Below are 18,042 nucleotides of genomic sequence, written 5' to 3'. Positions count from 1 at the left end.
AGAAAGGAACGTACAACGGGAATATCGTTTCAAAGAAAATGGCAAAGACGCAGACCGAGTCAGGATCTGCTTCTTTGCCATTTTGCTTGTGGAGAATAGATTTTCTTTTGCACATAAACAAGACGTGTGAACAAGGTGACAGCGCCAAATGCAAGCCCTGTAATTAACCCGATCCAGTAGCCAAAAGCTTGAAGGTCCGTTGTCTTTGCCAGCAGGAACCCTAATGGGAGGCCAATAATCCAGTAAGAAACGAGTGCCATGATAAAACTAAGATTGACATCTTTATATCCGCGCAATGCGCCTTGCACCGGAGCTTGAATGGCGTCTGAAAGCTGAAAGAATGCTGCAAAAGCTAGAAACTGAGTAGTTTGTTGAATGACCGCTGGCTCATGTGAATACAGCAATGCAATTTTATCCCGAAAGATAAACAACGTCACACCGGATATAATCGATAGAGTTACAGCAGTAAAAATTCCAAGACGGCTGTACTGCTCCGCATCATGGAAGCGATTGGCTCCAACTTCAAATCCTACTACGATTGTAAGCGTCATAGAGATGCTCAGTGGGATCATATACAACAACGATGCAAAATTATTGGCAGCCTGGTGAGCTGCAATGGTGACAGAACTGTATTCACTCATCATCAGCGTGACGGCAGAAAAAATACTGGTTTCGAAAAAAATGGATAACCCAATAGGCAACCCAATTTTACAAAACTCTTTCCATTTTGGAAATGAAATGCTTGGGAGTCGACGAAAAACATTGTACGTGGAAAAAGGCGGCCGTTTATGGATGATGACCGCGGCAATGATCGTGATCAACCAATAAGTAACGGCCGTTGCGTACCCGGAGCCCACTCCCCCCAAGGCGGGAAAGCCTCCTTTTCCGTAGATAAAGAGATAGTTAAAAAACACATTAATGGGCAGCGCAAGCAGCGTAATCACCATGGAAACCTTTGTTTTCCCTAGAGAATCGATAAAACTGCGGAGTACATTGTAAACAAAGAGCGGAATGATTCCGAAAGAAAGGGCGATCAAATATTTTTCTGCTACCATCCGTACCCGGCTCTCTAAATTCATTCCATTTAGTATAGGATCAAGGGCAAAACTGCCGACGATGATGATGGATATGCCTAAGGCGATGGCTATGTAAACTCCTTGAATGATGGTAAAAGTAACTTCTTTCGCGTTTTTGGCCCCCAAAAATTGGGCGGTAATCGGGGTAATAGATAATAAAATTCCACCTAGTCCAGTGTATATTGGAACCCATATCGAGGACCCTATTGCGACTCCTGCAAGATCGCTGGAAGAATAGCGGCCCGACATCATCGTATCAAAAAAGTTCATCGAATAAATGCCGATTTGCGTCACAAAAATAGGGATTAAGATCATCAAAAATTGTTTATATTTTTCTTTGAGGCTGTTCGTCTCTTTCATTGCTGCATTCCTCCAACTCCAACGATTTTCCCGATTTTGATGCAAGGACCGTACAATACGATTATATGAAATAAAGCGCTGATGACAACTTAGAAAATGCACTAGTCCGAACATTTTTAAAGAGAAAATCTATGAATCATTCATTCTATAGGTACTCTAACCGTCTATTTTTTCTCAAAATAGACTGTTTTTTGACGTGTTGGCGTCCATGATAGTCATATTAAATATGATGAAAAAACTCATCTTTTTTGAGACAAAGAATGCGGCCGGGAATATCCCCGCCCGCATTCTTTAGGCGTTCATCGCTTCCTCATTATCATCATGGGATTGTTGCCGCAACAAATGCAAAGTGTAAAGGTCTTTTGTAATTTCAAATAAATCATAGACGGGTGCTTCTTTATTAATGGATTGATACAGATGAGGACGAGTTTCATTTGCTTTCAGCGCATACGGCAATTTTTCGGCGGCTTTCAGGGAACGGATATTTTGCTTGCGAATTCTCATATAAATGGTTTCAATTCCTAGCTGATAAAACAATTCTTGAAAGAAAGCATCTTTTGCTAAACGATTATATCCTTTTCCGTGATATGGCTTTCCGAGCCATGTGCCTAAAAACCCGGAGTGGTTTTCAATATCATATAAATTGATCGTACCAATGGGGTTTCCCCATTCGTCAAGAATTGTTCTGGATATGAGTTCGCCGCGCTCCTCTGCTTCCATCATTTGTTTGGTTAAAAATAAAAACTCTTCTTGTGAATAAGCTTTATGGCGAACAAACGGGAAGACATCTGGATGCTTCATCAATTCAAAAAGTAATGGGGCTTCCTGCAGGTCTCTTTTCTTTAACAAGTAAAATCCCTCCTCAAGAGGGCAGAAGTCAGGAAAATCGATTCTTCCACCCTCGAAATTTTTCATAAACTTCATAAAAAATTTCGGGGTGGGAATCGAACCCACTAGAACCAGTCAAGACTGGTGGCGCACCATTTGCCTTCCCTAAAACTTGCTTTTTGAAATGAGAAATCATCTCTCATGATATGGCCTATTCGTTGAAACTGGCTTTATCTTCCGTTCACAAAAGCATAAACGGCATGTGTCCGGAATGACATCAGCAAGCTGATTGTATATTACAAAAATAAATTGTATTTGAAAATAGTCATTTTGTTAAGTTTTTATGTCCATTTTATAAATTTTTATTGTTTTCAGTCTTTCGTTCGTTCTTTTTATGGTTTTGATCATACAAGAACATAGGGGTGCAAGGCAAGAAATGAACACTTGGAAATCATGAATTTTTATCTAAAGAGCAAGCTATAATGGGGGCAGCGAAAGAATATCGACATGACGGTTTTAAATAGTGTTTCTCTACTCCTGTATTAGCCTGTCACCTAAAACTGGCCGGTCGTTCCATAACCGGAACGAATTCGTATTGATACGGGTGAATAAATTTTATTAAAAAACCTTCCATAAAAAGCGCCCCCGGGTATTTCAGCGGAGAACAACGAATGATTCCGGGGGCACAGCAACGCGAAGCTAATTGATTTTCGTACTTGCAAAAGTATGAAAAGATGAATCTCACTTTCGCTTTTTTTCGTTGCGACTGCCGTATGAAAAAAGGCTTCTATGAACGTTTTTTCTGTTTGAAAGTTTTCCATCCTAAATAGAGGACCAAACTGATTACGGCCAAAATCGCAATCGGGGTCACATATTTTCCGGCAACGGATTTCACTGCTTCCCAGTGGGTGCCAAGCTGCATTCCTAAAAGCATGAACAATATAGTCCACGGTATCATGGCAGCTAATGTGTAAAGCAAAAATAATCGCAATGACATTTTGGAAAATCCGGCCGGCAAAGAGATGGCATGACGCACTACAGGTATAAATCGAGCTGTGAAAATCACGAAAGGCCCGTATTTGTTAAACCATCGTTCCGAAGCATCTATATGAGATTCTTTGATGAATAAATATTTTCCGTATTTTTGAAAAAATGGTCTTCCTGCATATTTACCTAACCAGTATAGAAAAATTTGGGCAATCGTCCCGCCGATTACACCTGCTATGAAGGCACCAACAAACGACAATTTTCCTTGGGAGACTAAAAATCCTCCATAGCTTAAAACGATTTCGCTTGGAATAATTTCGATCATCAATGCTAGAGCGATTCCAAAGTAGCCAAGATTACCTAAAAAAGTAATGACCTGATGAGTAAACTGTTCCATTCTTTCTCTCCTCTGTAAAACTTTCATATACTGCCACAATAAATTATAATACTTACCATTCAATCATAATAGTAAAAAATAAAAAAGGCGAAAAAAGACGGAAACAGTTTGATTATGATTACAATATTCCAACCGCTAACCGTTGGAATGGTTTTAATCAATAGTAGTTTTTCCTCATTTTTCTGCACTCTAAAAAAGCTTGTTTACGAACAAAGACCCATTCGAACGGGGCAACTTGCATACATAAAGGAAACGATGGAGGGAACGCTAAAAAAGATTCCAGTTCGTCATTTGTCCATCCGAACGATGAGCAATGGAGCTATCAATCGGAATGAAGCAATCGAGGCAGACGGATGGATAAAGAAAAAACGGACTTGATCGTTGGATAAAGCTGTGATTGCCATCTACGTTCATTCAATTTGCTTGCAATTATACTTGGAGAATGATAAAATTTTTATTAAAATCAAAAGTACATGGAATGTTTATACATTATCATGGCCGAAACGCCTTTTGATTAAGTAGGATATGAGCAAGGAGAAAAATTTCATATGTTCCTTCGGGGCAGGGTGAAATTCCCGACCGGCGGTGATGAACATGATGTTCAAAGCCCGTGACCCGTGCGCCTTTTCGGTGTACGGTGGATTTGGTGAAATTCCAAAGCCGACAGTGAAAGTCTGGATGGGAGAAGGAGGAAGCGTTAAAAAAGGAGTATTTTAACGCTTATTTCGCAATGAATTTAAAAGGCCCCGCAATTTTTGCGGGGTTTTTCAATTGGAAATTCCTTACTTCACAAAATTCATGTTGGACAAGGTAGGATCATTATTCTGCTCGCTTCTTTTTGACAGGCAAATAGACGGCTATTCTGAAATATGAGGAGGGTTGCTCCCCAATGCTGAAAGAAGACTATATGAAATTCGCGTTGAAATTGGCGGAGAGTGTAAACGGCCAGACATCCCCCAATCCTCCTGTAGGCAGCGTGGTTGTGAAAGAAGGTCGAATCATCGGGATGGGCGCTCATTTAAAAGCCGGCGAACGCCATGCTGAACGGATCGCCTTGGATATGGCAGGATCCGAAGCGGAAGGCGCCGATGTGTACGTAACTTTGGAGCCTTGCTCCCACTACGGCAAAACGCCCCCATGCGCAGATTATTTAATTGAAAAGCGTGTAAAAAGGGTTTTTGTCGCTACTCTGGATCCAAACCCGCTCGTTGCAGGAAAAGGGATTCAAAAGCTAAAAGATGCCGGAATTGAAGTAGAAACAGGCATTTGCGGTCAAGAAGCCAAACAGTTATATAGACCATTTTTCCATTTCATTCAAACCAAAACCCCGTTTGTCACTATTAAAACAGCCGTCACGGCAGATGGGAAGATTGCAACTGCTGCTCACGACAGCAAATGGATCACAAGCGAGCAATCCCGCCAGGATGTTCATCTTCTTAGAAAAAATCATGATGCTATCCTTGTCGGCATCCATACCGTTCTTCATGACAATCCCCTCCTTACCGTTCGATTGCCCCAAGGTGAAAAGAATCCTATACGCGTCATTTTAGACACCCACTTGCGTATTCCAAATTATGCAAATGTTATAACCAATAAAGACAGCGAAACGATAGTGGTTTGTGGCTGTAATGCTTCCGAGAAAAAAGAACTTGATCTAATCCGTTTAGGTGTTACGGTCATAAGGCAAAAAAGCCAAGATGTTTCTATTGCCGAATTGCTTCAGGAGCTGGGCAGACGCGGAATCATGACGCTTCTGGTTGAAGGCGGTTCAGAGGTCAATGGATCTTTTCTTCAAGAAAAGGCTTTTCAGCGATTGATTTTATACATGGCCCCAAAATTGATTGGCGGTAGAGAAGCTCTTACATCGTTTTCTGGAAAAGGAGTAGAAAAGATAGCGGATTCCCTTCCGTTAACTTTTGAGAAAGTAGAAATGGTAGGCCCGGATGTGAAAATAACCGCATCGGTCAAAGAATAGAAAAGGTTTGAACGAAATTCCATTGTGGTTCAAAAGGAGGGACGTAAGTGTTTACAGGGATCGTAGAGGAAATAGGCGTTGTTGAACAAGTGTTAAAAGGCAGTCAGTCTTTGGAGCTATTGATTCGAGCAGAGAAGATTGTAGAGGACGTACATCTTGGCGACAGCATTTCGGTGAATGGAGTTTGTTTAACCGTAACATCATTCAGCGATACAACGTTTTCGGCTGATGTGATGCCGGAGACATTCCGCGATACTTCGCTTCGACAGCTTGTTCCCGGCAGCAAGGTGAATCTGGAGAGAGCCATGCCGGCAAACGGCAGATTTGGCGGACATTTTGTCAGCGGACATGTGGACGGTGTGGGAACGATTGTTTCAATACAGCCGGTCGATAATGCCCTGTATATGACCATTTCAGCGCCGCCGGAGCTTTCGCGCTATTTTATGAAGAAAGGATCGGTTGCGATAGACGGCACCTCACTCACCATTTTTCGCACAGGGAATGGATTATTGACCATCTCTCTCATTCCCCATACACAAGAAGAGACGATTTTAGCGTCCAAAAAAGTAGGGGATCTCGTGAATATAGAATGCGATATGTTAGCCAAGTATGTGGATCATTTGATGAGCATGGGATCGCGTTCATCAGAATCTAGAATTTCTCTGGATTTTTTGAAAGAAAACGGCTTCGCCGATTAAAGAAAGGGTGATTGAGTATGTTCGCTTCCATTGAAGAAGCTGTGGAGGATTTAAAGGCAGGAAAGGTAATCATTGTCGTGGACGATGAAGATCGAGAAAACGAAGGCGATTTTATTGGATTAGGGGAAAAAGCAACGCCGGAAATGATTAATTTTATGGCAAAAGAAGGCCGGGGCCTGATTTGCGTTCCGATTTCGGAAGAAAAAGCTCGCCAGCTTGAGCTGAAAATGATGACCAATCAAAACACGGATTCGCTCGGAACGGCGTTTACCGTCAGCATCGATCATATCAGCACCCGAACAGGAATCAGCGCATTTGAACGTGCCAAAACCGTTCAGGAGATTGTGAACGATGACACGACACAATATGATTTTAAAAAACCCGGCCACATCTTTCCGTTGATTGCAAAAGAAGGCGGTGTCTTAAAACGGGCTGGCCATACGGAAGCCGCTGTAGATTTGGCAAAATTGGCAGGAGCGAAACCCGTTGGAGTCATCTGCGAGATAATGAATGAAGATGGCACGATGGCAAGAGTGCCGCAGTTAAAAGAAATCGCTGAACGATTTTCTTTAAAGATGATTACGATACAAGATTTGATTGAATATCGGCGCAAACAAGAAAAACTGATTAAAAGAGAAGTGGAAATCGAGCTCCCAACGCATTTTGGCCATTTCCGAGCCATCGGCTATTCGGAAGTGCTCACAGGGAAAGAACATGTGGCGCTCGTAAAAGGAGATATCGACAACGGAGAGCCCGTACTTGTGAGAGTTCATTCTGAATGTTTAACGGGCGATGTATTCGGTTCTTATCGCTGCGATTGCGGTCCCCAGCTTGCCGCTGCCCTTGAACAAATTGAAAAAGAAGGTCGAGGCGTCCTTTTGTATATGAGACAGGAAGGAAGAGGAATTGGCCTTCTCAATAAATTGAAAGCCTACAAGCTTCAAGAACAAGGTTTTGACACAGTAGAGGCAAACCATAAATTGGGATTTCCGGCTGATTTGCGCGATTACGGGATCGGAGCGCAAATTTTACGAGATTTAGGTGTGACGAAAATGCGTCTAATGACGAATAATCCGAAGAAAATTGCGGGATTAAAAGGCTATGGATTGGAAATAGTCGAGCGGGTGCCGATTGAAATGCCGCCGAAGAAAGAAAACGAAGCTTATTTGCGGACAAAAATGGAAAAAATGGGCCACCTGCTTCATATATAATCGTTGTGATACAGATAAATAAAGAGGAGGAACTGTTATGGCAAAAGTATTAGAAGGAAATTTAGTAGGAACTGGAATAAAAATCGGAATCGTCGTATCTCGTTTTAATGAATTTATAACAAGTAAGTTAGTAAGCGGAGCTGAAGATGCTCTTGTACGCCATGGTGTAAATCGAGATGATATTGAGGTTGCGTGGGTGCCTGGAGCATTTGAAATCCCATTAATCGCCAAAAAAATGGCGGAATCCGGTCGTTATGACGCCGTTATTGCTTTAGGTACCGTCATTCGCGGGGCTACTGCTCACTTTGATTATGTAAGTAGTGAAGCGACGAAAGGAGTAGCGCAGGCAAGTTTGCAAACAGAAGTTCCGGTTATTTTTGGCATCTTAACCACTGAAACCATCGAACAAGCCATTGAAAGAGCAGGAACGAAAGCAGGAAACAAAGGTGCAGAAGCAGCTGTGAGCGCCATTGAAATGGCTAATCTGTTGAAACAATTAAATCAATAACTGATCAAGTGTATGCAAGCGGCGAAGAAGCCATTTCTTTTTCACATGAAAAAGCCAGCTCCAAACAAGTTTCTTCGCCGAAATTCTCAATTGCCCTTCTTGATTGTTTGTAATATGATAATTTTATTAACCTAGAAGACGGAGGGGTTCGGAGTGAAGTTGAAATTTACGAAATGCCATGGATCCGGCAATGATTTTCTGTTGATAGACGAAGAGGAGCTGGACTATTCCTTTACAGATAAAGATCGTCAAAATTTGGCTATCGCTTTATGCGACCGTTCAAGCGGCATCGGTGCGGACGGCATCTTATTTGTCCTCCCAAGCGAGAAAGCAGATGCAAAAATGCGCATTTTTAATGCTGATGGTTCGGAAGCTTCTATGTGCGGAAACGGTTTGCGTTGTGTAGGGCGTTATGTATGTGAACGGCTAGGAAAAGATCACATTGTCGTTGAGACGATGAAAGCGGATCTTCATGTTCAAAAGAGCGAACCGATTTTTGGCGACATTCCCACTTATACAGTGGAAATTTCACCCGTCTTGTTTCAATTGGACGCATTGCCAATGAACATCGATAAGGAACAATTGATGAATGAAAAAATCCCTCAATTGTCCGATCAATTGATGTTTTCCGCCGTGGCAGTGCCGAATCCGCACTTAATCAGCGTGGTGGATACGGAACACCTTTTTACAAATGAACAAAAGCAAATTGCTGAATATGTGAACGGACCAAATGATCTCTTCCCGGATGGGGTGAATGTCAGTTTCGTAAAACCGTTGGAAAAAGGTACGATCTATGTTCGTACATATGAACGAGGTGTCGGCTTTACGAATGCTTGCGGCACGGCCATGTCAGCTTCCACTTTGATCACATGTCTGCTTGGCTACAATGAGAAGGAATCGGAAATTCAGGTCTATAACCCCGGAGGAAAAGTTCGTTGTGCCGTTCATCAAAAAAGCAACGGCGATTACTATATGGATTTAATCGGAAATGCCACTTATTTATATCATGCCGAGATCGACTTGGACGTCAAGAAACCGGAAACTTTTACATGGATCCATAAAACCGAATTAGAGGAACAACAGCAGTACGAAGAGCTGGAACAGCACGCCAAAGACTATCTCTCTCAGTTTTTGAAAGTGGAAATATAAAAAAGAGTAAAGGGGCCGCCCCATTAGTCAGTAAAATGACTCGGGGGGCACCCTTTTTTCATGTAAGCTTTCTATCGAACGTTGTGGGATATATGCGAAATTCACTCGCTTTCCGCAGGCAATCCATGAGCCTTCTCGCTTACCCCCGCAAAAAGGTCTCACCTGACTCAGCTTTTACTAGCAGGAGGCTCGCTTAATTCCCAATTATCACAGTGTAAAAGCATCGTCTTTTCCATAATGATGTAAGCGCACCTTAATACTGTGTTTGTTTCCGAAAGAAGGAATCCGACGAGAAAATAATTTTTTTATTTGGTCGGTTTTTCTTGATTAAAAGGTCTTTTTTTGTATGAAAATCAATCGTTTCCTAATCAGCAATTGGAATTTCTGGCTTGTCCTTTTTGTATAAGCCAGTCTTTTTAATCCAGTTGAGGCAATGCGTTGATAATTTCGGCAAAAGGTTGATCGACTTTGGCTTCGAAAAAGGAGGCAAATGGACATAAAGTTGTTTCCATTCGTTTCAATACCCAATCGATCGTGCATTGGCTTGGTGTGAATTGATCGAGTTCTTCCCAGTATAAAGGACAAGCGACAAGACCTTTCTCGTTTCCTCTGGCTGAATAAGGTGCAATGATTGTTTTTCCTTGTCGATATTGAACGTAATCGATGTACAAGCGTCTGCCTCTTTTTTTCTTTAAACGTTCGATTGTGAACATTTCCGGTTTTTTCGATACGAGGTAGCGGGCAATTAGTTCCGTAAACGATCCCGTTTCGGCAAATGTAAATGTCTCCGGAAGCGGTATATATACTTGCAGACCTTTATTTCCTGAAAATTTGACAAACGTTTTCAAGTTTAGTTGATCAAAAATTTCTTTCATATCTTTTGCAGCCTGAACGGCCAATGAAAACTCTTTTGGACTAGGAGGGTCCAGATCAAAAACAATTTCGCTGACATAGGAGGAATGGATGGAATGAAAGGGGACATGAAATTCAATGGCCAATTGATTGCCGAGCCAAATCAGTGTTTCCAGGGAATTGCAAACAATATAATTGATTCCGTCCATTTTCTTCGTTTCGACAAAATCCGGTGCATAGTCCGGGCAGTTTTTTTGAAAAAAAGCTTCGTCCTCTACTCCATGTGGATATCGGATCACCGTTAATGCTCTATCCTTTAAGAAAGGGAGCATTCTTGGAGCCGTTTTCCGCAAGTAGGAAAGGTAATCGAGTTTTGTATAACCGCAAGCAGGCCATATGGGTTTTAATGGGTGGGTGATCTCCACTTGCTCAGGAATATGGAGGCTATCAAGGCGAAATTGTTCCCATGTACATTCCTCAGGTGTGGTGGAAAATAAAAATTGATGAAAATAAGGTTCTCTCAAGCCCTCTTTTTGCCACTCTAAATAAAATAACTCTACACAAATCCCTGGCTTTATATAATATACGTCTTCTTTTTTTTCAAAAGCATTTTGACGAATAATTTGATTTAAGGCTTCTTTTTCTTTTTTCGGAATTCCCGCTTGAAAAAGGCCGATAGGAAAAATGTTTTTATCCTTGTAAACAGCTATATTATAGTAGCCGTTCGCTTCATGAAAAGCCGTCACGAAGCAACGGGCTTTCTTCCAGTTTTTGATTTTGATCCAGTTTCCGGACCTTTTTCCTTCCCATATAGAATCCTGTTTTTTTGCTACAATTCCTTCTCCAAAATGGAGAGATACAAAATCTTTTAAGGTCGACAATTCACGGAATGATGGTATCATTTGAATTCTCGATTCGGCAGAAGGTTTCGGAGACAAGCTCCAACCGAAAGATTCGAATACTCGATAAAGTTGTTCTTTCCGTTTTTCAAAAGGTTGGCTTTTTATGGATTGTCCTTTTATTTCCAATAGATCAAAAACGAGATATGTACAAGGGAAAAAGGATGCTTTTTCCGCTATTTTAGAAGGGGACCGCATTCGACCTCTTATTTGCACGACAGAAAAATTGGATTTACCCTCCGATTGTAATGCGGCCAATTCCCCATCGAACACGAGTGGCAAAAATGAAGAAGCCTTTTTTTGAAACGGCTTCAAAAAATTTTTGATTTCAGGAAATAAGGGCAAAATATTTTGGCCGTTACGACTGAGAAGCTGAACGGTTTCTTTCGTCCATATTAATTGGGCGCGAAAGCCATCATATTTTGTTTCAAAAAGCCAGTTGCCTTTTTCGGGAAAAGTCATTTTTAGTTCAGGCATCATGAATTGCATGTGGTTTGCCCCTTTCTTGTCTATTTGTATCTTTTGAACGGCCGTTGTTTTTATACATAGCAAAAGTTAAAATGTATAACGTTTAAACAGCGGCGAAAAATAATAAAAAACGAAAAGAGGGTTTGTATGCATACAATTTGGAAAGGGAGCATCAGCTTCGGACTCGTGAATATCCCGATTAAATTGCACGCCGCGACTGAAGATAAAGATATTTCGTTAAGATCTTTGCATAAGGTGTGTCATACTCCAATCAAATATGAAAAAGTTTGTCCAGTCTGTGAAACGGAATTGAAACCAGAGGATATTGTCAAAGGATATGAAGTGGCCAAAGGAAAATTTGTCGTGTTAGAAAATCATGAACTGGAAGAATTAAAAAAGCAAACGGAGGAAAAAGCCGTTGAAATTATTGATTTCATCCAACTAAGTGACATAGATCCCATTTATTTTAATAAAAGTTATTATATGTCTCCCAATGAAGGGGGAGCAAAAGCGTATACGCTGCTTCGAAAAGCTCTTTTGGAATCAGAAAAAGCGGGGCTGGCTAAAATTGTGATGCGTTCTAAAGAACAATTGGCCGTCATTAGAGTTTATAATCATACATTGCTCATGGAGACGATCCACTATCCAGATGAAGTTCGAAATGCGGAGGAAGTTCCGAACGTTCCGGTCAAAGACAACATTACAAAAAAAGAGCTTGATACCGCTCTTTTACTGATTGATCAGTTGACAACTCCATTTGAGCCGGAAAAGTATGAAGACGAGTATCGCAACCGTTTGATGGAATTGATCGAATCAAAGCGGACAGGAGAAGACTTTGTTACACCAACTACTAAAGAACCAAGAGGGAATGTCACCGACTTGATGGCCGCGCTTCAAGCGTCGATCGACCGGACGAAACCGAAGACAGCTACGCCAAAACGGAAAAGAGCGGCGGCGAAAAAGAAAGCGTAGCTAGTCGTATAAATATGGGGGAACGTAAAGATGAATCAAAGAGAGAGAAACCGATCAGCGGCTTATTTTATTACCATAACCGTTTTGTTTCTCTTTTCCGTTTGGACATTTATTGAAATTGTGGACGAACTGAAAAGACATAAAATCGAACATTTTGATACGGCTATTATCACTTTTGTGCAATCGTGGATTTCGCCTGATTTAACGGCTTTTATGAAAGGTATCACATTTTTTGGATCGGCCAAATGGATTACAACATGCGTTATCGTGGTCAGCTTGTTGTTATGGCTGAAAAAAGAAAGGCTTTACGCTTTGTTTTTCGCTCTAACCGTTTCATTAGGGACTGCATTTAACCATATATTAAAACAAATATTTGAAAGAAAACGACCAGATATTCAGCCGTTGATTCATGAAAGTGGATTTAGCTTCCCAAGCGGCCATTCCATGGCTTCTTTTGTGATGTACGGGGCGCTTGCTTTTTTGCTGTTTGAACTTTTGGAGCATAGACCTGCGAAACGGTTTGGAGCGGTTATGGCCTTCTTGTTTATTCTGCTGGTCGGACTAAGCAGAATTTATTTAGGCGTCCATTATCCTAGCGATGTAATTGGAGGATATGCAGCCGCTGCCATTTGGCTGATCTTTTCTTTGTTTATTTTTCATTTAGTAGAATTTATCGTAAAGAAAAAATTTCATAAAAGGCCTTCGGATCGTGAGTAATGGAAAGGTGGAGCATGATTGGAAAGTGAAAGCTAATCTTACATTTTGCTAGATAATATGATATAGTGATGATAGAATTGAATATATTTTCATTTACACTGGGGGAGCCAAAAATTGGTTTGGCTGAGAGTAAGGCCCGTAAAGCCTTTAACCCTTTAAACCTGATCTGGGTGATGCCAGCGTAGGGAAGTGCTTCTTTTGACGAAAACTTATTGATGTTGTTTTCGTTATTTGAAAAATAAAACCCGGACCCCAGTGTTTTGCGCTGGGGTTTTTTGCTGGCTTGTAAAAACGATTGTGAATGTACTGGAGGCGTTCAAATTGAAAACTGCATTAACCATTGCCGGCTCTGATTCAGGTGGAGGAGCAGGAATTCAAGCCGATCTTAAAACGTTTTCCGCACTTGGAGTATACGGCATGTCGGTCATTACGGCTGTGACGGCACAAAATACGAAGGAAGTTCGATCGGTTCAAAATATAGATGTAGAAGTGATTCAAGATCAAATAGAAGCGGTTTTGGATGATTTGCCGGTAGATGGGATCAAAATTGGGATGTTGTCTACAGAGGAGATTATCAAAACCGTCTCTAAATGCCTGAAAGAGGTTCGCAATATACCGATTGTATTAGATCCGGTGATGATATCCAAAAGCGGACATCCTTTATTAAGAGACGATGCTGTCTCCGCGTTAATTCAATATTTGCTCCCGCTCAGCTATATCATCACACCCAATCTTCCAGAAGCAGAAGTATTGGCGAATATGAAAATTACGGATCAAGACGACATGGTGAAAGCGGCCGAAATCATTCTGGAGAAAGGTCCAAAGTATGTTTTGGTGAAAGGCGGGCACTTGGAAGGAGAAGCAGCTGACCTTTTCTATGATGGTGAACAATATCGATGGATAAAAGGAGAACGGATTCAAACGAAAAACACCCATGGGACAGGCTGTACATTGTCATCTGCGATATGCGCTTTCTTGGCTCGAGGTGAACAGCCTTTTACGGCAGTTGAAAAGGCCAAAGATTATATTACGACCGCCATTCGCCACAGCCTGGAAATAGGCGGGGGGCACGGACCAACCCACCATTTTTATGATTTATATCAAAAAGCTGGATTATTATAGAACTCTGCAGAGGAGAAGTGATAGACGATGAAAGAAGAAATCGCAGCATTAATGGAGCAAGTTCGATCGAAAAATCCGCTTGTTCACCATATTACGAATACCGTCACGATCAATGATTGTGCGAATGTGACGCTGGCCATTGGCGGATCACCTGTTATGGCCGATTCCCCAGAGGAAGCGGCTTCTATGGTTAAGCTTGCTCAGGCGTTGGTGATCAATATGGGAACGTTGACAGAATCTACTTTTACCGCCATGGTGCGTGCATCACAAGAAGCCAATCGTCGGCAAATTCCCGTTGTATTAGATCCGGTTGGAGTCGGAGCGACGTCGTTTCGCAATGAAAAAGCAAAAGAATTTTTGCAAACAGTCGATCCGCAAATTGTCCGCGGGAATGCGAGCGAAATTTCCTCATTGATAGGCGAAGAAGCGCAGACAAGGGGAGTCGATGCCGGGAACGTTAACGAAGATCTTGCTCTCTTAGCTTCACGGGCGGCAAAGCTGTTAAAGGCAGTAGTTGTCGTCAGCGGTCCAGTGGATTACATCTCAGACGGAAATCGGACAATTGGGATTCAAAATGGTCATCCGATTTTAACAAAGGTGACGGGAACGGGCTGTATGGCTACTTCTTTAATCGGAAATTTTGCCGGAGCAACGAACGACTACTTTTACGCGGCGATTGCCGGGATTTCAGTGATGGGAATCGCAGGAGAGTTGGCATACCGCTCTTTTGGCGAATCACCGGTGGGTACTGGAAGCTTTCATATTCGCTTAATCGATGAAGTTTCTTTTATGAACAGTCGTACTTGGCAGAAAGAAGTGAACTTTGTTGAAGTTTAATGTCAAACAGGCGCTTTCTTTATATCTGGTGACCAGTGAATCAATGGAATTGGAGGAATTATTGAATAAAGTTGAAGCGGCCATTCAAGGCGGTGTGACGATGGTGCAGCTGCGAGAAAAACAATCGTCAGGCAAGCTTTTTTTGAAAAAGGCGCTTGCCTTGAAGTCGCTGACAGAAAAATATGAGATTTCGCTTGTTATCAATGACAGGGTCGATATTGCGCTGGCTGCGGGAGCGGATGGTGTTCATGTCGGACAAAGCGATCTGCCGGCAGCCTATGTGAAAAAAATCGTTCCGCCTTCCATGTTCGTAGGGGTTTCTTGCAGCACCGTAGAGGAAGCAAAAGAAGCCGAAAAACAAGGAGCCGATTATTTAGGAGTAGGTGCTGTTTTTCCGACGAATAGCAAAAAAGACGCGGAACGGTTGGAAAAGGGAATGCTGGAATCCATAGTGGAGAGTGTGAACATCCCCGTTGTTGCCATTGGCGGAATAAACCTGGAGAATGTTCAGCAGTTAAGCCATACAGGTATCGACGGTATCGCTGTTGTTTCAGCTATTCTATCCAGCAACAATCCAAAATTGGCAGCAGAAATGCTAAAAAGTGCACGCCTAAAAGGATAAACTGGCAGTTGAATAGGTGAAAAACCCGTGCAGAAAACGAATGGCACGGGTTTTTCTATGTGCATTTGGCCTAATGCAGTCCGTTAACAAGAATAGAGAAACGACTCTTGAATTCTTTTAAATTTTTGTTAACAAAATTGATTGTATCCGCCCCTTTGATTTCATTAGTCAATGGACCGATTTTTAAGGGGGTGGATTTTTTCGTGACTTAACATAGGTCATTATCTGAAGTTTTTAACAATAGATAGGAAGGTTCTGCAAAATTTCGTTCACTCAATGATTGCCAACTGCTATCACTATATATAAATGTTACATGTATAGGTTGAAACTCCTATTTTTTTATAGAGTAGTAATATAAATTTAAGTCTTGTTTGAAATAAGATGGACAGTATGCTTTCAATTATTTAAATTTTGCATCGGGATCAAAAATCGTTTCTCTTTCCACTTTGCATATTCTAGTAGTGAAACGTTTATACCATTCTGTTTTCCCTTTTTCTTGAGCTATTTGATGGCGAACGTTTTCTTTCCAGTTTTGGATAGAATCCAACGAATCCCAATAGGAAACAGTAATGCCTAATCCGTCCTCGCCTCTTACACTCTCTGCTCCTAAAAACCCTTTTTGTTTCGAAACTAATTCCAACATTTCATCAGCCATTTCGTCATATCCTCTGTCGACCTCAGTTCTTTCCGAAGTGAAAATGACAGCGTAGTAGGGGGTTTTTGATGTTTTAAAAAGATTCATTTTGTTTCCTCCTAGTATTCTGCTATTCTTTTTATCATTTTATCTGAAATGACGGAACATTGTGAGATAAAAATAAAAAACAATGAACACTCATCAAAAAACATGGAAAAGGGTGACATTGCAATTTTCCTAAGAATGATTATCATTATAAAAAGGTGGAGTCAGGCATAATCTCTTTTCGATGAAAAGATTGATGGGAAAAAGTCATGTCTTTGCAGTTTCCCAATCTATTTAATAGAAAGTGGTGTGGTGTTGAAGAGAATTTTATTAAAGAGAGCATTCTTTCATTTGAAAAGAATTTTCAATTTGTAAATTAATGGGTGTTCAGACGGGTTTGTTCAGATTTTAATATGGGACTTTTGAATCGTTCGTTATTCTGAGCTGTTTAAATTTTTTTCAAGAACACGGAAAGATGATGAAAGCGTTTAATATATCTATTTTACGCCTTAAATCGGGTTTTTAAATGAGAAAAATTTTCTTTTTTTGAAGCTTGTCAAGAAGTGTTACAAAATAGTGAACTTGAAAAATAAATGAACAATTTTGGCGTACTTTATATTATATTGATATTGTAAATAATATTTATTGTCGTCTCTTGGGATGTTCTTCAGACGTAAAATTGACAATTTCATAATTTGGGAGGAGTTGAGACACACATGATTCAAAAATGGCTGAAATGGCTGAAAGTCCTTCCAGCGGCGATTTTTGCTGTGATGACGCTGGCCGGTTGTGAAAACTATGTAGTTCTCCAGCCGAAAGGACCTGTAGCCAAAACAGAGTATGACTTGATTGTATTTACTTCTTTAGTCTGCTTAGGAATTATCCTTGTTGTCTTTGCGTTGCTTTTCTACATTATATGGCGTTACCGCGACAAACCGGATAACAAAGCACCTTATCAACCGGAATGGGACGACAACAAAACGCTAGAAATAGTTTGGTGGTCTATTCCAATTGTGATCTGTTTGATTTTAGGTTACAGCACCTACAAAACAACATTTGCACTGGCAAAGGGTACTGATTTACACGATTCTAATAAGCAGCCAGTGACGATTCAAGCTACGTCATTGGATTGGAAATGGCTGTTTACTTATCCAGACGACAAAGTGGCCTCTGTCAATGAAGTCGTGATTCCTGCCGGAGTCCCTGTCAAATTTGAACTGACAAGCGATGCACCGATGAATTCTTTCTGGGTCCCGTCGCTTGGAGGACAGATCTACACGATGCCGGGAATGTCAATGGGACTATATTTAAAGGCAGACAAACCGGGCGTTTATTATGGTTCCGGAGCGAACTTTTCCGGTGAAGGATTTGCTCATATGAAGTTTAAAGTAATTGCAAAACCGGAAAATGAATATAAACAATGGGTAGCTCAAGTGAAAAAATCATCCCCGGCTTTAACGGAAAAAGGTTATGAAACACTTTCAAAACCGGGATTGACGGATAAAGCTTTTTATTCTTCTTACCCGAACGGTTTATTCGAAAAAATTGTGAAGAAAAATGGCGGAGATTTCTACAAAATGCACCATATGGATACTTATAAAACACACCCGGATTTTGGAAAAGATTCCGAGAAGGATGAAAATGGTGGCTCCGACATGAATATGGATATGTCTCATTAACCATTG

The 18,042-nt window shown here is 41.2% G+C and carries 17 protein-coding genes and 2 riboswitches; of the genes, 12 read left to right on the top strand and 5 right to left on the bottom strand.

What is annotated here, in order from left to right:
• Positions 1-59: 59 nt before the first annotated feature.
• The 3 genes from NST81_RS10525 to NST81_RS10515 all read right to left on the bottom strand — a co-directional run bounded on the left by NST81_RS10525 (position 60) and on the right by NST81_RS10515 (position 3,648).
• Positions 60-1,436 (bottom strand): MATE family efflux transporter, encoded by a 1,377-nt coding sequence (locus tag NST81_RS10525; RefSeq protein ID WP_048623506.1) that lies wholly within the window; start codon positions 1,434-1,436, stop codon positions 60-62.
• Between the two features lie 291 nt (positions 1,437-1,727).
• Entirely contained in the window at positions 1,728-2,285 is a 558-nt protein-coding gene (locus NST81_RS10520; RefSeq protein WP_048623505.1) for a GNAT family N-acetyltransferase, read from the bottom strand.
• Positions 2,286-3,051: 766 nt separating this feature from the next.
• Positions 3,052-3,648: a DedA family protein gene (locus tag NST81_RS10515; RefSeq protein WP_048623504.1), complete on the bottom strand. Its 597-nt coding sequence runs from the start codon at positions 3,646-3,648 to the stop codon at positions 3,052-3,054.
• A 108-nt stretch (positions 3,649-3,756) separates the two neighbouring features.
• Between NST81_RS10515 and NST81_RS10510 the strand changes: the two genes are divergently transcribed.
• The 6 genes from NST81_RS10510 to dapF all read left to right on the top strand — a co-directional run bounded on the left by NST81_RS10510 (position 3,757) and on the right by dapF (position 9,189).
• Positions 3,757-4,026 carry a hypothetical protein gene (locus NST81_RS10510; protein WP_327797308.1) on the top strand — a complete coding sequence of 90 codons (270 nt, stop codon included), beginning with the start codon at positions 3,757-3,759 and terminating at the stop codon, positions 4,024-4,026.
• 170 nt (positions 4,027-4,196) lie between these two features.
• A riboswitch (FMN riboswitch) is annotated at positions 4,197-4,342 on the top strand.
• 195 nt (positions 4,343-4,537) lie between these two features.
• On the top strand, positions 4,538-5,623 hold the full coding sequence (gene ribD, locus NST81_RS10505) for a bifunctional diaminohydroxyphosphoribosylaminopyrimidine deaminase/5-amino-6-(5-phosphoribosylamino)uracil reductase RibD (protein WP_048623503.1): 1,086 nt from the start codon (positions 4,538-4,540) through the stop codon (positions 5,621-5,623).
• Positions 5,624-5,670: 47 nt separating this feature from the next.
• The gene (locus tag NST81_RS10500; RefSeq protein ID WP_048623502.1) at positions 5,671-6,321 is read left to right on the top strand and encodes a riboflavin synthase; all 651 of its coding nucleotides are present in this window, start codon (positions 5,671-5,673) and stop codon (positions 6,319-6,321) included.
• 17 nt (positions 6,322-6,338) lie between these two features.
• A complete protein-coding gene (locus tag NST81_RS10495; protein ID WP_270583519.1) occupies positions 6,339-7,532 on the top strand; it encodes a bifunctional 3,4-dihydroxy-2-butanone-4-phosphate synthase/GTP cyclohydrolase II in 1,194 nt (397 codons plus the stop codon).
• Positions 7,533-7,569: 37 nt separating this feature from the next.
• Positions 7,570-8,040, top strand: a complete 471-nt coding sequence (gene ribH / locus NST81_RS10490; RefSeq protein WP_341029807.1) for a 6,7-dimethyl-8-ribityllumazine synthase — start codon at positions 7,570-7,572, stop codon at positions 8,038-8,040.
• A 153-nt stretch (positions 8,041-8,193) separates the two neighbouring features.
• Positions 8,194-9,189 (top strand): diaminopimelate epimerase, encoded by a 996-nt coding sequence (gene dapF, locus NST81_RS10485; RefSeq protein WP_341029804.1) that lies wholly within the window; start codon positions 8,194-8,196, stop codon positions 9,187-9,189.
• Between the two features lie 416 nt (positions 9,190-9,605).
• Here dapF and NST81_RS10480 read toward each other — a convergent pair whose 3' ends face one another.
• Positions 9,606-11,429, bottom strand: a complete 1,824-nt coding sequence (locus NST81_RS10480) for a DNA ligase D (protein ID WP_048623499.1) — start codon at positions 11,427-11,429, stop codon at positions 9,606-9,608.
• A gap of 126 nt (positions 11,430-11,555) precedes the next feature.
• Here NST81_RS10480 and ku point away from each other — a divergent pair, with 126 nt between their 5' ends.
• From ku to thiE, 5 genes are all read left to right on the top strand, one after another.
• Positions 11,556-12,380, top strand: a complete 825-nt coding sequence (gene ku / locus NST81_RS10475) for a non-homologous end joining protein Ku (RefSeq protein WP_048623498.1) — start codon at positions 11,556-11,558, stop codon at positions 12,378-12,380.
• A 30-nt stretch (positions 12,381-12,410) separates the two neighbouring features.
• Positions 12,411-13,097, top strand: a complete 687-nt coding sequence (locus NST81_RS10470) for a phosphatase PAP2 family protein (protein ID WP_048623497.1) — start codon at positions 12,411-12,413, stop codon at positions 13,095-13,097.
• Between the two features lie 90 nt (positions 13,098-13,187).
• Positions 13,188-13,302: riboswitch (TPP riboswitch) on the top strand.
• Between the two features lie 116 nt (positions 13,303-13,418).
• On the top strand, positions 13,419-14,219 hold the full coding sequence (thiD, locus tag NST81_RS10465) for a bifunctional hydroxymethylpyrimidine kinase/phosphomethylpyrimidine kinase (protein WP_048623496.1): 801 nt from the start codon (positions 13,419-13,421) through the stop codon (positions 14,217-14,219).
• Between the two features lie 27 nt (positions 14,220-14,246).
• Positions 14,247-15,056 (top strand): hydroxyethylthiazole kinase, encoded by an 810-nt coding sequence (thiM, locus tag NST81_RS10460; protein WP_048623495.1) that lies wholly within the window; start codon positions 14,247-14,249, stop codon positions 15,054-15,056.
• A complete protein-coding gene (gene thiE, locus NST81_RS10455) occupies positions 15,043-15,678 on the top strand; it encodes a thiamine phosphate synthase (protein WP_341029801.1) in 636 nt (211 codons plus the stop codon). The genes thiM and thiE overlap by 14 nt, the downstream gene beginning before the upstream one ends.
• Before the next feature lie 400 nt (positions 15,679-16,078).
• Here the strand turns inward: thiE and NST81_RS10450 are convergent, their stop codons facing one another.
• Positions 16,079-16,420 (bottom strand): antibiotic biosynthesis monooxygenase family protein, encoded by a 342-nt coding sequence (locus NST81_RS10450; RefSeq protein ID WP_048623494.1) that lies wholly within the window; start codon positions 16,418-16,420, stop codon positions 16,079-16,081.
• A 653-nt stretch (positions 16,421-17,073) separates the two neighbouring features.
• On the opposite strand from NST81_RS10450, the gene coxB reads away from it, so the two are divergent.
• Positions 17,074-18,036, top strand: a complete 963-nt coding sequence (coxB, locus tag NST81_RS10445) for a cytochrome c oxidase subunit II (RefSeq protein WP_048623493.1) — start codon at positions 17,074-17,076, stop codon at positions 18,034-18,036.
• Positions 18,037-18,042 lie beyond the last annotated feature (6 nt).

This window comes from Bacillus sp. FSL W8-0223, assembly GCF_038006805.1.
In the GTDB taxonomy this organism is placed as follows: Bacteria; Bacillota; Bacilli; order Bacillales; family DSM-4216; genus Bacillus_O; species Bacillus_O smithii.
This window is presented reverse-complemented; position numbering and strand designations above follow the sequence as displayed.

Excerpts from the sequence above, each read along its gene's own strand:
- NST81_RS10525 (WP_048623506.1), bottom strand. The coding sequence starts at position 1,436 with ATGAAAGAGACGAACAGCCTCAAAGAAAAATATAAACAATTTTTGATG.
- NST81_RS10515 (WP_048623504.1), bottom strand. The coding sequence starts at position 3,648 with ATGGAACAGTTTACTCATCAGGTCATTACTTTTTTAGGTAATCTTGGC.
- ribD (WP_048623503.1), top strand. The coding sequence starts at position 4,538 with ATGCTGAAAGAAGACTATATGAAATTCGCGTTGAAATTGGCGGAGAGT.
- NST81_RS10495 (WP_270583519.1), top strand. The coding sequence starts at position 6,339 with ATGTTCGCTTCCATTGAAGAAGCTGTGGAGGATTTAAAGGCAGGAAAG.
- ribH (WP_341029807.1), top strand. The coding sequence starts at position 7,570 with ATGGCAAAAGTATTAGAAGGAAATTTAGTAGGAACTGGAATAAAAATC.
- NST81_RS10480 (WP_048623499.1), bottom strand. The coding sequence starts at position 11,429 with ATGCAATTCATGATGCCTGAACTAAAAATGACTTTTCCCGAAAAAGGC.
- ku (WP_048623498.1), top strand. The coding sequence starts at position 11,556 with ATGCATACAATTTGGAAAGGGAGCATCAGCTTCGGACTCGTGAATATC.
- NST81_RS10470 (WP_048623497.1), top strand. The coding sequence starts at position 12,411 with ATGAATCAAAGAGAGAGAAACCGATCAGCGGCTTATTTTATTACCATA.
- thiM (WP_048623495.1), top strand. The coding sequence starts at position 14,247 with ATGAAAGAAGAAATCGCAGCATTAATGGAGCAAGTTCGATCGAAAAAT.
- NST81_RS10450 (WP_048623494.1), bottom strand. The coding sequence starts at position 16,420 with ATGAATCTTTTTAAAACATCAAAAACCCCCTACTACGCTGTCATTTTC.
- coxB (WP_048623493.1), top strand. The coding sequence starts at position 17,074 with ATGATTCAAAAATGGCTGAAATGGCTGAAAGTCCTTCCAGCGGCGATT.